This window comes from Rhizobium sp. Root483D2 (genome assembly GCF_001426685.1).
In the GTDB taxonomy this organism is placed as follows: domain Bacteria; phylum Pseudomonadota; class Alphaproteobacteria; order Rhizobiales; family Rhizobiaceae; genus Pararhizobium; species Pararhizobium qamdonense.
Window position 1 is genome coordinate 88864 of sequence record NZ_LMFB01000009.1, and the last position, 13375, is coordinate 102238.

The following is a 13375-nucleotide window of genomic DNA, read 5'->3' on the forward strand; positions in this document are numbered from 1 at the left end:
GCTCCGTTTGTTTGGACTGTTTTTCTTGGCTTTTGGACAGCCGGCAGCTGCCCGTCCGGGGTTTTCCTGGAAGGTGGCAAATCCCGAAATTCGTGTCTATCGAGCCCGTGGCTCTCCGCCGGAGGTCAGACCGGCCGTGTTCCTCCCACCGGTGAAAAGGCTGCAGGTTTCAAAATCTTGTTTTCAGCGACTTCGATCAGGTCGCGGATTTTCGGCAAGAATGCCTGCCAGGCCGGATCCGCCATCAGCGAAGTGCGTCGGGTTTCCCGGTCATCAAGGCTGGAGAAACCCCAGATGTGAACGATCTCGTTGATGACGCCGATTTCCGAGAAGAAATAGCCGACGAGGTCGCCCAGGTGCCGCTTCTGGATGGCGATACCCTCGTCCTCCACCACCTTGAGATAGGCGGGGATGGCTCCATTCTTCAACCGGTAGGTTCGCATCTCATAGACCATGGCCATCACCGCATCACAAAGGGGTCGGGGATCGGATCATCGGACGTGCGCAACCATATGGTCTTGGTGCGGGTATAGCCGAGTGCCGCCGCCATTCCGCCTTCGCGTCCGTCACCGGAAAGACCGGAACCGCCGAACGGGGCGATCGGCGATACCGCGCGATAGGTGTTGACCCAGACGATGCCGGCACGGATTGACTTCATCAGCCGATGCGCCCGCGTCAGATTTTGCGTAAAAATGCCGGACGCCAATCCGTAGGGCGTGCTGTTGGCCAACGCGACCGCCTCGGCTTCCGTCTCGAAGGACATGACCGAGAGGACCGGACCAAAGAATTCTTGTTCCAGCGATGGCGAGCGCGTTCCGTCGCAATCGAGAATGGTCGGCAGGTAGAAATAGCCCTCCCCTTCAGGGGCCGATCCGCCGGTGACAAGCCTTGCTCCGCTGTCCAGCGAAGCTGCGACCAGCGTTTCGATGTGGCGGCGCTGCCGCCCGGTGGCAAGCGGGCCGACCTCGGTCTCCATCGACAGCGGCGAGCCGATGCGGATGGCATCCGCTTTCGTCTTCAAGATGTCGAGAAACCTGTCCTTGACACTGCGCTCGACAATCAGCCGGGAAGCTGCAACGCAGCTTTGACCGGTTGCCGCGAAAATACCTGCGACTTGCGCATTCGCAGCACTGTGCAGATCGGCGTCAGCGAAAACCAGCAGCGGGGACTTGCCGCCCAATTCCAGGGATGTCGATGCAAGGTTCTCCGCCGAACTGCGCACGATATGGCGCGCGGTCTCGGCGCCGCCGGTAAAGGCGATATGGGCGACTTTCGGATGCGCTGTCAGCGCCGCGCCGCAGGTGGCGCCAAAACCGGTGATCACGTTGACGACACCCGGCGGGAACCCTGCTTCGTCCACGAGGCGGGCAAATTCCAGCAGCGGCGCCGGGCCATCTTCGGATGCCTTGACAACGATCGTGCATCCTGCCGCAAGGGCCGGACCGATCTTGACCGCAGCCAGAAACAGCTGGCTGTTCCACGGGACGATGGCAGCCACGACCCCAACCGGCTCTCGCCGCAGCCAGACATCCATGTCCGCCTTGTCGATCGGCAGCGAGGAACCTTCGATCTTGTCGGCAAGCCCGGCATAATAGCGATAATAGTCTGCGACATAAGCAATCTGCGAGGAGGTTTCGCGGATAATCTTGCCGGTATCGCGGGTTTCGAGCTCCGCCAGTCTCGGCACGCTCGCGGCAATCAGATCGGCAAGCCGGTAGAGGAGCTTGCCGCGCTGTGTCGCCGTCATGCGCGCCCAGCGTCCGCCGCCATAGAGAGCCTGATGCGCCGCCTCGACGGCCTGATCGACATCGGCCTGCCTGCTTTCGGGCATTTCCGCCCAGGCAGCGCCCGTTGCCGGATCGATGCTTTCAAAGCGCGCCTCGCCATTGCCGAACCGACCATCAATGTAGCATTGGAACTGCTGCATCATCTTACTCCGCAAATGCCGGCATGACATCGGCGATGAAACGCTCGAGCGATGCCTTCTTGCGCTCGAAGCTCATGCCCGTGTCGATCCAGAAGGAATATTCATCATAGCCCATGGCCTCATAGGCCTTCAGCCTTGCAATGACATGTTCGGCATTGCCGATCACATTGTTGCGCCGCATGACGTCGCCCGAAAGCATGGCATTTGCGGCGATGTCCTCGGCCGAAATACGCTCGATCAGGCCCTGATGGATCGGCCTCTCATTCTTGAACCAGGCAAAGAAATAATTGTAATAAACGCTCATTTCATGAGCGGCCTGCGCGATATCGGGCTCATCCGACCCCACATAGGTGTGCCGCAGCAGCATGATTTTCGGCCGTTCGACTGAAGCGTTCTTGCCGCACGCTTCGTTGAAGCGCGCCATCAAAGTCTCGACCTCATCATCTCCCTGCCAGAGCGGCGTCACCTGCACGTTGCAGCCGTTGGCAACCGCGAATTCGTGCGAGTTCGGATCACGCGCCGCGACCCAGATCGGCGGGTGTTGCTGAACCGGTTTCGGCGCCGATGTGGTGGATGGAAACTGATAGAACTCGCCATCATGGGCATAGTCCGCCTCCCACAGTTTCTTGACGGCAGGAATGAGTTCGCGCATCCTCTGGCCGGCACCCCAGGCGTCGAGCCCCGGCAGCAGGCGCTCGTATTCGAAGGAGTAGGCGCCGCGCGCGATGCCGATATCCAGCCGCCCATCGCAGATGAGATCGGTCATCGCCGCTTCGCCTGCGAGCTTGATCGGGTGCCAGAACGGCGCGATCACCGTGCCCGTGCCGAGCCTGACATTGGTGGTGCGGCGCGCCAGATCGGCGATCGTGATGAACGGGTTGGGCGCGATGGTGAAATCCATCCCATGATGCTCGCCCGTCCAAATCGCATGCATGCCGCCCTTGTCGGCAATCTCGCAAAGCGCCACGAATTCCTCATAGAGGGTTTTGTGGTCCTGCTCAGCGTCAAGCCGTTCCATATGAACGAAGAGGGAGAATTTCATCGCGCTCAGGCCTTCCTTGAAACCGGGTGAACTTTGCCGGCTATCTCATTGCCGAAATAAACGCCGAAATTCCCGATCGAGTTTTCGAGATCAAACCGCCGGACGATATCCGCTGTCGCGGTGCTGTCGAATTTTTCCTGCAGCGCAGCGGCGGGCGCCATGAATTGGCCGGCAGCAGGTTCGCCGGCGCTTGCCGTTGCACGGTAGACAATGTGCTGGCGGTTGTCGGTGCGGCTCTCGTAGACGGAGTAGAGAAATCCGATCGAAATGTTCAGCCCCGTCAGCCGTTCAAGATGAGCGCGCAAGGTCTGGACGGGCTCGCCGCTTTCCATCGCGCAGGCCGGGAGGCTGAGTGTGCCGTTGCTCAGGAAAAGAAGATCACCGTCGCGTTCAATCACCGCGCTCAGCTGTGCCTCCCCCTCCGCTGCTGCGGATACGGCCTTGCCGGCCAATGCGGGGGTGAAATAACTGCCGCGTGCATAGCCAAGACCGTTCTTACCGCTGTTGTCGAAAGCTCCGACCCGGCCGGTCATGATGACGTGATCGCCCGCGTCCAGAACCTGCTCCGTTAAACAATCGAACCAGGCCGCGACATCGGCAAAGATCGGCGATCCCTCTGGCCCGGGTTTCCATTCGACGGCAGCAAAACGATCTTCGACCGGACGTGCAAACGTGTTGGAAACGTCCTTCTGGGTTTCCGACAGGATGTTCACGGCGAATTTTCCCGCCTTCGTCATCGTCTCGAAATTCCGCGACGTTTTTGCCAGACAGACAAGCAGCAGCGGCGGATCGAGAGAAACGGAGGTAAAGGAATTGGCGGTAAAGCCGACCGGCTGGCCCGACGCATCATGCGTGGTCACCACCGTCACGCCGGTTGGAAAAGCGCCGAACGCGTCACGCAGCGCGCGTGCATCGAAACTCGTCTCGCTCATCGTGTTTCCTCCGGTTTCGCCAGCCAGTTCGCAAGGATCGTGTTGACCTCACCGGGTGCGGTCAGATTGACCATATGCCTGTGGCCCGCAATCAGCACAGCGTAACCATGAGGCGCTGCATCCGCCATTGCCTGCGCCATCGCCGGCGTCGAGTTGGGGTCGTCTGCGCCCGTCAGAAACAGCGCCGGGCAACGCACCTTTTGCCAGCCATCCGCATAGGTGGCATCTCCACCGGCGAAGGCTGCATAGGCTGTGGCATAGGCGGCGCGATCAACGGAGGACAGCCAGCGGCGGGTCAACCGGTAGACCTCGCTCCCTTGAGCGTCTGCGCCGAACCAGCGCAGCAATGGCCCATCGATATCAACCTCTCCATCGTGGATTTTCCCGGCTCTTTCCATGACTGCGGTGCGCGCCAGCGGATCCCGGCGAAAGACCGCGTTCAAAAGCGCGACACGGGAGATCCTGTTTCCGAATGTCGCCGCAGCGCCGCCGGCAATCAGCGCGCCCATCGAATGTCCTGCGACATTGGCACGATCAAGCGCGAGGTCGTCGAGGAAAAGGCCAAGCCAGTCGACAAACGTTTGGAGGCCCGACCCTTCCGGCAAGGCCCGGCTTTCGCCATGGCCCGGCATATCGACTGAAATCACCCGGTTCGATCTGCTGAGCGTAGCCATCTGCGGCGCCCAGGCTTCCAGCCGCATGCCAACCCCATGGATCAGCACCAGCGGCTCGCCGGAACCCTGCTCCACGTAAGCCGTGCGGTTTTTCGTATGGGATCGCGGGGCCGTGTCCATATCAGACAGCTGCCGGATTGGTGGCGTCGTTGCCGAGATCCTTCAGATCCTGGTAGCGGTCGCCGATACGATGATGCGGGCGGCCACCGACCGACGCGCCAAGGGCCACGAGAATTTCATTGGCTGCCGGCGCATCGCCGACCGACGTCTGGATGGTGAGATAATGCGAGCGCCGCCCTTCGTCGTTCTTGTCCATCAGCGGGATCATGACCGGCGCATTGGCAGGGCCGCGCGTGTTGCAGAAGGCGAGATAGGATTTCGCGCCGACGGCGCTGCGGTAGTGATTGCCGAAACGCAGGGTATGAATGAGGGCGGAGGCATGTTCGAGCTCGCCATCAAGCCCCACGACCGCAGCCTTGCCATAGGCTTCGACGTTATCGCCCGAGCCGACAGCATCAATGATCATCCGCGTCAGGAGTTCGCCGAGCACCGGCGCCGTTCTATGAATCTCCGGCTTCAGGTCCTCCACAAAGCCTTTGCCCGCCCAGGGGTTCTTCACCACTGCAATGGCCGTATAGAGCTTGAGCGGCGTTGCGGCGGCCTTGCCTCCCTCGATCAGCACGGTTTCAACCTGTAACAGGGTCTTGCGAATTTCGATGGTCAAGGCCGTTTTCCTTCAATGCGTCGATATATCATATGATGGTATACCATAAGACGACGTGTCAAGTCTTGTTCTGAATCATTTCAGCGGCTATGAAGGAAAGCATGAGCCAGAACCTGTTTGCCCAAGCCGCCGCCCCTGCCCCAAACTTGGAATCGTTGCGGATCGACACGCCGCCGGTCACCCTGCGGGAAATGGCGCTCGAGCGGTTGCGCAACGCCATCATCGCCGGGCTTTTCAGCCCAGGGCAGCGCCTCGTCGAGCGCACCTTGTGCGATCAGCTCGGCGTATCGCGCTCGGTCATCCGGGAGGTGCTGCGCCATCTCGAAACCGAGGGCCTCATCGAAACGGCGCCGAAACAGGGACCCATTGTCGCCCTCATCGATTGGCATCAGGCCCGGCAGATCTATGATGTCCGTATTGCACTGGAGACGACCGCCGTTGCCGACTGCGCCCGCAACGCGACATCCGCCACCAAGGAAAAGCTGAAAGCGGTGCTGAAAGATCTCGACCGCAACTCCCGCAAGAACGACCCTTTGACGATCCTCGCTGCGACCACGCAGTTCTATGAGAAGATCTTCCTGTCAGGGGGCCACGAAATCGCATGGGATATCGTCAAGCGCCTCAACAGCCGGATTTCCCGGCTGCGCGTGATGACGCTGGCCACGACAAACCGCACCGTATCGGGTCCTGCGCGCATGCGGGAAATCTTTAATGCAATCGAACGAAACGATCCCAACGCCGCCGATGCCGCCTGCCGCGCGCATATTTCCGAGGCCGCGGAGATAGCGCGAACTTTGCTGGAATCGGAAAGACGGCATGACGGCGGACGGTAATGCCGCGCAAGGGGGTACATAGTCCGGTGAAGGCCGGCGCAATCAGCGATTACAGGTCCGCCCCAATTTCACCGTCTCAGGCTCCGTGCTGCTGGATGCTCAGGCCGCCATCGATGGTCAGGCAGGTCGCATTCATGAACGGGCATTCGTCGGAAATCATGAACACGGCGGCAAGCGCAATTTCCTCCGGTGACGCGATACGGCCGCCGGGGTGCAGTTTCATCGTCTGCGCCTTCGCCGCGACCGGGTCAGGAAAGCTGTTCCAGTAATCGATGACCTTCTGCGTGGAAACATAACCCGGTGCCAGCGCGTTCACGCGCACGCCCTTACCGGCATATTCGAGACCGAGCGACCGGGTCATGCCGAGCAGCGCGTGCTTGGCAAGCGGATAGGGGAACGTGTGCGGGATGATGGTGAAGGCATGGGTGGACGCGATGTTGAGCACCACACCGCCGCCGGCCGCAATGATACCGGGCAGCACCGCCTTGGTACAATTCCAGGCGCCCTTGAGGTTGACGTCGAAACAGCGCTGCCATTCCGCGTCGCTGGTTTCCAGCGGTTCATGAAACACGTTGACGCCGGCATTGTTGATCAGCGCGTTGACCGGGCCGATCTCTGCGGCTGCACGCTCGACGGCATCGCCGATCGCGGCAGCATCGGTAATGCTTGCGCCGGCAAAGCCAAGAACAGCACCCGTGGAATTCAGCGCGGACGCTTCCTTCCCGAGGAGGTCTTCATCCATATCGATCAGGAACAGGCGCGCCCCTTCGGCCGCGCACGCCTTGGCGATGGCAAGGCCGATGCCCTGCGCAGCACCGGTGATCATGATCCGCTTGCCCTTGAGACGGTCCGTCATGGTCAAGTCTCCTGTTTCACCATTCTGCAAAACTGCCGTCTTCATGACGCCAGATCGGGTTGCGCCAGCGGTGGCCTTCCTTGGCGCGTTCGATCACGTAGGCCTCGTCGACCTCGATACCAAGCCCTGGCCCCTGCGGAATGCTGACGAAACCGTCGGCGTACTGGAAGACGTCCTTGTTGGAGATGTAATCGAGGATATCGTTGCTCTTGTTGTAGTGGATGCCGAGGCTCTGCTCCTGAATGAAGGCGTTGTAGCTGACGGCGTCGATCTGCAGGCAGGCGGCAAGGGCGATTGGGCCCAGGGGGCAATGAGGGGCGAGTGCCACGTCATAGGCTTCCGCCATGGCCGCGATCTTGCGGCATTCGGTAATGCCGCCGGCATGGGAAAGATCGGGCTGGATGATATCGACAAAGCCGTCGGAAAGGACCTGCTTGAAATCCCAGCGCGAATAGAGCCGCTCACCGAGCGCGATCGGTGTTCCCGTATGATTGACGATGTCGCGAAGCGCTTCCTTGTTTTCCGACAGAACCGGCTCTTCGATGAACATCAGCTTGTAGGGATCGAGTTCCTTGGCGAGCACCTTGGCCATCGGCTTGTGCACACGGCCGTGAAAATCGACACCTATGCCAATGTAGGGACCGACCGCCTCGCGGATGGTGGCGATGGTCTGGACTGCCTTATCGACCTTCTCCCAGCTATCGACGATCTGCATTTCCTCGCAGCCGTTGAGCTTGATCGCCTTGAAACCGCGAGCGACGACATCGCGGGCATTGTTGGCGACGTCGGCGGGACGATCGCCGCCGATCCAGGAATAGACCTTGATCCTGTCGCGCACCTGCCCGCCCAGCAACGAATGGATGGGTGCCCCGAGCGCCTTGCCCTTGATGTCCCAGAGCGCCTGGTCGATGCCGGAAATGGCGCTCATATGGATGGCGCCGCCGCGATAGAACCCACCGCGATACAGGACGTTCCAGTGATCCTCGATCAGGAACGGATCTTTCCCGATCAGGTAGTCTTCCAGTTCGTGGACGGCTGCCTGCACTGTCAGCGCCCTGCCCTCGACCACCGGTTCGCCCCAGCCGGAAACACCTTCATCCGTCTCGATCTTCAGGAACAACCAGCGTGGCGGAACGATGTAGGTGGTGAGCTTGGTGATTTTCATCGGGTCATGCCTTCTTGCTGAACGCAAACGGGATTGAGATGAAGCGGGGACCGGACATTCAGGAGGCCTACGCAAGAATGAGATCGGCGGCCTTTGCGGCAGCGCCGAGAACGGCGGCATTGGTGTTGCCGCTGACGATGGTGGGCATGATCGAGGCATCGATGACGCGCAGCCGATCAACGCCACGGACTTTCAGGTCCGGTGTCAAAACGGCTTGCGGATCCCGGTCGTGTCCCATTCTGCAGGTGCCGACGGGATGGTAACCGGTCTTGACCGTGCGGCGGCAATGATCGGCGATCGCCTCGTCACTCGTCACGTCGATGCCGGGGAAGATTTCCTTGTCGATCAGTTCCCGCATCGGCGAAGCCGCAAGAACCGTGCGGGCAAACCGGAAGCTGGCGATCGTCAGACGCAGATCGTCCGGATGCGTGAAGATTTGCGTATCGACGATGGGATTGGCAAACGGGTCAGTGGAGGCAAGCGTGACGCTGCCGCGCGCCTTGGGTCTCAAGAGCAGCGAATTGATGGTAACGCCATCCCCGGGATCGGTGCCCATCACATCCCGGTCGAGATAGACGGTCGGCACGCAGAACATCTGGATCGTCGGTTCCGCATTGTTGCCGTCGGGATCGTAAAAGGCGCATGTTTCCACGCCGGTCGTGGTCGCAGGGCCGGATTTGAACAGCAGATATTGAAGCCCGGCCTTGATCATCGGCCAGCCACGATCCGCCCCATAGTAGCCGAACGAACCCTTGGTCGTCGCGACCACCGGGCACTCGTAGTGATCCTGCAGGTTGCGGCCGACGCCGGAGAGCGAAACTGCCGTCTGAATGCCGTGACGGGAAAGCTCATCTTCCGGGCCGATGCCGGCGAGCATGAGGATTTTCGGCGTCTGATAGGCTCCTGCCGCCAGAATGACTTCGACGCCGGCGGTAGCGGTCTTCTTCGAGCCGTTCTGCATGTAATCGACGCCGGCAGCTCTGCCATTTTCCAGAACAAGGCGCGTGACGGTCGCCCCGGTTTCGATCGTCAGCAGCGGATCGTTCATCACGGGAGCGAGAAACGCATCGACCGCGCTGCAGCGGCGGCGGGTATGCCAGTCGATCGTATGCTGCATGAAGCCGACGCCGAACTGTCCGGCGCCGTTGAAATCCGGATTATACGGAATGCCCATGCCCTGCAGGGTTTTGACATAGGTGCGCGTCATCGGGCTGGTATGGCCAAGATCGGAAATCTTCAGCGGTCCGCCAACCCCATGGAATTCGCCGCCGAGATGATCGTTGTCTTCCTGCGCCTTGAAATAGGGCAGGATATCCCGGTACGACCAGGCGCCATCATTGTTTGTCCCCGGCTCGGTCACCGCCTCGTTCCAGCGATCATAATCGGCCGCCTGCCCACGCATGTAGACCATGGCGTTGACCGTGCTGCCCCCACCCAGGACCTTGCCCTGCGGCACGATCGGACCCCGGCCGTTCAGCTGTTCCTGCGGCTTGGTCTGATGCATCGACAGATAGGTGTCCTTGGCGAGAAACTTCATGTAGCCCGCCGGAAAATGCATGATCGGATTGGCCTTGCGGGGGCCCCGCTCCAGCATCAGAACGCGCGCCTTGCCATCGCGCACGAGACGCGCGGCAACGACGCAGGCCGAACTGCCACCGCCCACGATGATATAGTCGTATGCCGTCCCCTGGGACATGTCCTGTTCTCCAACCGCGCTGGCGGTAAATGCTACTGTTCTGCCCAGGCAGACGGCTTCATGTGGATGCTGCCCGTAAGTGTTTCTCCGGGTTCAAGCACTCTCAGATCGCCGAGACCCGTCATGTTGTGGCCGTCTGCCAGATGCGACATCGGTTCGAAACAGAAATAGTCCCGCTGAAAAGCCGGATCGAAGCTGGTGTCGGACACGAAGACGAAAGCGTGGCGAAACAACGGATCCGCCGTCAGGGAAAGCCGCGCCTGCCGCTCCGGCCAGACAATCTGCGCCTCGCCGCACCAATCCTCAAAGCCATTGTTGACCCAGCGATGGGGCAGACTGCGCGGATCGCTGAAATCGACATCTAACGGAATGTCCGTCGCCTCGCCCGGCAGCCAGCCGTCTACTTCCGTCCAGTATTTTCGCGCCGGCGCAAGCAGCGTCGTCTTTGGCGTCATTGGAAAATAAGGGTGCCAGCCGAGCCCGAAAGGAAGCGCGTCTTCCCCCGTATTGGTGACCGATAGGGTCAGCCTGAAGCCGCCCTCCTGCAGCACGAAACGCTGGGATGCCGCATAGCTATACGGTGTTATCTCGTCGGCCGCATGATGAAACAAAAGATCGAGCGAACCGGCCGTCTCTTGCGCGACAGTCCACTCCGCCTGCCAGCCTTCGCCATGCAGATAATGCCTGTCCCAATCGGTATTGGCCTGGAAACGATAGTCGCGGCCGCGAAAGCTGAACCGGTTGTCCCGGACACGATTGCCAAACGGCACCAGCGGATAGCAGCCGGACGCTAAGGCATCGGCGTCGTCACCGGGCGCTTCGCGCAAAAGCGGCAACCGGACCCTATCGCGCTCCCACCAGAAGCCGAGCACGATGCCACCCTTGGTGGATATGCGGGCCGAAAGATTTCCATTGCTGAGATGAACGGCAGTCACGGCCTACCCCTTGCTGCGGGCCGCGCCGCGCTTGATCGCCTGGATATTGGCAAGAACCGCGATAACGATGATCAGGCCGCGCACCACCTGCTGGAAGAACGGATTGATCCCGAGAAGCACGAGGCCGTTGCCGATGAGGGTGATGACCAGCACGCCGAGCAAGGTGCCGAGCATGGAACCGCGCCCACCCGAAAGAGCCGTACCACCAACAACGACCGCGGCAATGACGTCAAATTCCAGGCCGCTTGCAGCCGTCGCATTGCCGGAGCCCAGCCGCGAGAGAAGAAGGATGCCGGACACGGCCGCCATGGCACCGGCGATGGCAAAGAGGGCGACGCGAATGCGCGAAACATTGATGCCAGAGAGAAAGGCCGCGTGCGGGTTGCCGCCAATGGCAAAGACGGAGCGTCCGAAAGCCGTCTTGCGGCTGACGAAGGCAAAGACGGCAAACAGCACCAGCATGATGATGGCAGCGGGAGGAACCCCCAGCACCGGACGGTCGAGCATATCGACGATATCGTTGCGTCCGATCGAGACCGGCAGCGCATCGGTGACGAACAGTGCCGTGCCGCGCAGCGCGCTCCACAGGCCAAGCGTGCCGACAAAGGACGGCACATCGAAATAGGCACGCAAGATGCCGGCGATGGATGCAAGTGCAGCGCCTATGGCGATCGCGAACACGAAGGCGACCGGTGTGGGAACGCCCCATTGCAGGAGATAGGCCAGCGCCACGGAAATGAAGGCCACCATCGGGCCGACGCTGACGTCGATTTCACCGGAAATGATGATCAGCGTCGCCGCCCAGGCGGCAATGCCGATCGTTGCCGCATCGCGCAGGATGTTGATCTGGTTGTTGAACGTCATGAAGCCGCCGGCGGTGGCGGTAAAGACGATGTAAAGCACGGCGATCGCAACGAAGAGGCTGATTTCGTTCATGTGCTGCGAGAACCCACCGCGCCGGCGCTCAGCGGATGCGGGCGTCTTGGCTGCCTGTTCCAGGGACATTTGCGTATTCTCCGTCAGTGACCGGCGATGCAGGCTGCCATGACGGCATCCTGATCGATATCGGGGGATGTGAATTCTTCCTTCAGCGTGCCTTCGCGCAGGACCACGACGCGGTCGCAGACAAGCGGCAGCTCCTCGATCTCGCTGGAGACGAAGATGATGCTGCGGCCTTCGGCGGCAAGCTGGCGGATGATGGCATAGATCTGGGCCTTCGCCTCGACATCGACGCCGCGCGTCGGCTCGTCAAGCAGAAGGATGCGGCTGTCGGCATGCACCCAGCGGCCGATGACGACCTTTTGCTGGTTGCCGCCCGATAAGGTTCCGATCGGCGTATCGGTCTCAGCAGTTTTGACATGAAGCCGCTCGATGACCCTGCGCGTCGCCTGCGCCATCCGGCGCGCCGACAGGACACCGTAGGAACTGACACTCGCAAAATCGGTCGAGACCGTATTTTCATCGACACCGAGAAGCGGCACGATGCCCTCTTCCTTGCGGCTTTCCGGCGTGTAGCCAAAACCGGCATCCAGCATGCGCCGGTATTTTGGCCGGCCGGCGGTTTTTCCATCAACCGAGACCGTGCCGCGATCAAAGGCACGAACACCCATGATCGACTGCAGCAACTCCGTGCGGCCGGAGCCCAGAAGGCCGGCAATGCCAAGCACCTCGCCCTGGCGCAGCTTGAAGGAGATCGAGGAGAGTTTCGGCTCCAGCGCCAGACCGGTCACTTCCAAAACGACTTTTTCGCGCGATTTCGTTTCGAGCACGGCGGCCTGCGCCGCCTCCGAGCCGAGCATCAACCGGACGATGTCGCGCGTATCGGCGCCGGCCACGTCAACCGTGTCAATGATCCTGCCATCGCGCATGACGGTTGCCGATTGCGAAATCCGGCGGATCTCGTTCATCCGGTGGCTGACATAGATGACGGCAATACCTTCGCTGGCGATGCGCTTGACGGCGGTCATCACCTTTTCGGCTTCTGCTGCGGCAAGCGAGCTGGTCGGCTCGTCGAGGATCACCAGTTTCGGCTTGCCGAGCAGCACCCGGGCGATTTCAAGCAGCTGGCGCTCGGCGGGGCTGAGACCGGCCACCAGCCGGGACGGCGGCAGGTCGAGGCCAAGGCGTGCCATCGCCTCCTGCGCCTGCGCTTCCATATCGGAATAGCTGAGAATGCCGGCCTTGCGCGGCCAGCGGCCGAGAAAGAGATTTTCCGCCAGCGTCATGCCGGGTACGAGCGAGAGTTCCTGATAAACGACGCGCACGCCCTTGGCGAAGGCTTCCTGCGCCCGGGCCGAGCCGGATTGGGTCAATTCCTCGCCATCGATACGCACCGTTCCGGTGTCGGGCACTTCAGCGCCAGTAAGCATGCGGATCAGCGTGGATTTTCCAGCACCATTCTTGCCAAGCAGCGCGCGCACTTCGCCCACAGCCACATCGAATGTGGCGTTGTCGAGTGCCAAAACGCCGGGATAGCGTTTGGTACAACCTTCGATCGATGCGATGACAGTCCGGTCAGGGCTCGGGCTAGGGGCAGAATGGATCATGACGAAGCCTGTTTCGGAGTTGATGCGCCATCAAGGCGTGGTCCG

At 61.0% G+C, this 13375-nt stretch carries 13 protein-coding genes; 1 reads left to right on the forward strand and 12 read right to left on the reverse strand.

The features are described 5' to 3' along the window. Positions 1-125: 125 nt before the first annotated feature. The 6 genes from ASD32_RS07055 to ASD32_RS07080 are packed head-to-tail and all read right to left on the reverse strand — an operon-like array spanning position 126 to position 5299. The gene (locus ASD32_RS07055; protein WP_060637620.1) at positions 126-455 is read right to left on the reverse strand and encodes an NIPSNAP family protein; all 330 of its coding nucleotides are present in this window, start codon (positions 453-455) and stop codon (positions 126-128) included. A gap of 5 nt (positions 456-460) precedes the next feature. After that, positions 461-1927 carry an aldehyde dehydrogenase gene (locus ASD32_RS07060; protein ID WP_060637619.1) on the reverse strand — a complete coding sequence of 489 codons (1467 nt, stop codon included), beginning with the start codon at positions 1925-1927 and terminating at the stop codon, positions 461-463. Between the two features lie 4 nt (positions 1928-1931). Further along, complete coding sequence (locus tag ASD32_RS07065; protein WP_060637312.1) at positions 1932-2969, reverse strand: LLM class flavin-dependent oxidoreductase; 1038 nt, start codon at positions 2967-2969, stop codon at positions 1932-1934. 5 nt (positions 2970-2974) lie between these two features. Beyond that, the gene (locus ASD32_RS07070; RefSeq protein ID WP_060637313.1) at positions 2975-3901 is read right to left on the reverse strand and encodes a flavin reductase family protein; all 927 of its coding nucleotides are present in this window, start codon (positions 3899-3901) and stop codon (positions 2975-2977) included. Further along, on the reverse strand, positions 3898-4695 hold the full coding sequence (locus ASD32_RS07075) for an alpha/beta hydrolase (protein WP_060637314.1): 798 nt from the start codon (positions 4693-4695) through the stop codon (positions 3898-3900). The genes ASD32_RS07070 and ASD32_RS07075 overlap by 4 nt, the downstream gene beginning before the upstream one ends. A 1-nt stretch (position 4696) precedes the next feature. Then, the gene (locus ASD32_RS07080; RefSeq protein ID WP_060637315.1) at positions 4697-5299 is read right to left on the reverse strand and encodes an amino acid synthesis family protein; all 603 of its coding nucleotides are present in this window, start codon (positions 5297-5299) and stop codon (positions 4697-4699) included. Positions 5300-5400: 101 nt separating this feature from the next. Here ASD32_RS07080 and ASD32_RS07085 point away from each other — a divergent pair, with 101 nt between their 5' ends. Next, the gene (locus ASD32_RS07085; RefSeq protein ID WP_060637621.1) at positions 5401-6132 is read left to right on the forward strand and encodes a GntR family transcriptional regulator; all 732 of its coding nucleotides are present in this window, start codon (positions 5401-5403) and stop codon (positions 6130-6132) included. A gap of 76 nt (positions 6133-6208) precedes the next feature. Here ASD32_RS07085 and ASD32_RS07090 read toward each other — a convergent pair whose 3' ends face one another. From ASD32_RS07090 to ASD32_RS07115, 6 genes are all read right to left on the reverse strand, one after another. After that, positions 6209-6988: an SDR family oxidoreductase gene (locus tag ASD32_RS07090; protein ID WP_060637316.1), complete on the reverse strand. Its 780-nt coding sequence runs from the start codon at positions 6986-6988 to the stop codon at positions 6209-6211. Positions 6989-7004: 16 nt separating this feature from the next. After that, positions 7005-8153, reverse strand: coding sequence for a galactonate dehydratase (dgoD, locus tag ASD32_RS07095; RefSeq protein WP_060637317.1), 1149 nt, complete (start codon positions 8151-8153; stop codon positions 7005-7007). A 67-nt stretch (positions 8154-8220) separates the two neighbouring features. Then, positions 8221-9849 (reverse strand): GMC family oxidoreductase N-terminal domain-containing protein, encoded by a 1629-nt coding sequence (locus tag ASD32_RS07100; RefSeq protein WP_060637318.1) that lies wholly within the window; start codon positions 9847-9849, stop codon positions 8221-8223. A 32-nt stretch (positions 9850-9881) separates the two neighbouring features. Next, positions 9882-10784, reverse strand: coding sequence for an aldose 1-epimerase (locus ASD32_RS07105; protein ID WP_060637319.1), 903 nt, complete (start codon positions 10782-10784; stop codon positions 9882-9884). A gap of 3 nt (positions 10785-10787) precedes the next feature. Beyond that, positions 10788-11789, reverse strand: coding sequence for an ABC transporter permease (locus ASD32_RS07110; RefSeq protein WP_060637320.1), 1002 nt, complete (start codon positions 11787-11789; stop codon positions 10788-10790). 14 nt (positions 11790-11803) lie between these two features. Then, positions 11804-13330 carry a sugar ABC transporter ATP-binding protein gene (locus ASD32_RS07115; RefSeq protein ID WP_060637321.1) on the reverse strand — a complete coding sequence of 509 codons (1527 nt, stop codon included), beginning with the start codon at positions 13328-13330 and terminating at the stop codon, positions 11804-11806. Positions 13331-13375: the final 45 nt, after the last annotated feature.

Excerpts from the sequence above, each read along its gene's own strand:
- ASD32_RS07055 (WP_060637620.1), bottom strand. The coding sequence starts at position 455 with ATGGTCTATGAGATGCGAACCTACCGGTTGAAGAATGGAGCCATCCCC.
- ASD32_RS07060 (WP_060637619.1), bottom strand. The coding sequence starts at position 1,927 with ATGCAGCAGTTCCAATGCTACATTGATGGTCGGTTCGGCAATGGCGAG.
- ASD32_RS07065 (WP_060637312.1), bottom strand. The coding sequence starts at position 2,969 with ATGAAATTCTCCCTCTTCGTTCATATGGAACGGCTTGACGCTGAGCAG.
- ASD32_RS07070 (WP_060637313.1), bottom strand. The coding sequence starts at position 3,901 with ATGAGCGAGACGAGTTTCGATGCACGCGCGCTGCGTGACGCGTTCGGC.
- ASD32_RS07075 (WP_060637314.1), bottom strand. The coding sequence starts at position 4,695 with ATGGACACGGCCCCGCGATCCCATACGAAAAACCGCACGGCTTACGTG.
- ASD32_RS07085 (WP_060637621.1), top strand. The coding sequence starts at position 5,401 with ATGAGCCAGAACCTGTTTGCCCAAGCCGCCGCCCCTGCCCCAAACTTG.
- ASD32_RS07090 (WP_060637316.1), bottom strand. The coding sequence starts at position 6,988 with ATGACGGACCGTCTCAAGGGCAAGCGGATCATGATCACCGGTGCTGCG.
- dgoD (WP_060637317.1), bottom strand. The coding sequence starts at position 8,153 with ATGAAAATCACCAAGCTCACCACCTACATCGTTCCGCCACGCTGGTTG.
- ASD32_RS07100 (WP_060637318.1), bottom strand. The coding sequence starts at position 9,849 with ATGTCCCAGGGGACGGCATACGACTATATCATCGTGGGCGGTGGCAGT.
- ASD32_RS07110 (WP_060637320.1), bottom strand. The coding sequence starts at position 11,789 with ATGTCCCTGGAACAGGCAGCCAAGACGCCCGCATCCGCTGAGCGCCGG.
- ASD32_RS07115 (WP_060637321.1), bottom strand. The coding sequence starts at position 13,330 with ATGATCCATTCTGCCCCTAGCCCGAGCCCTGACCGGACTGTCATCGCA.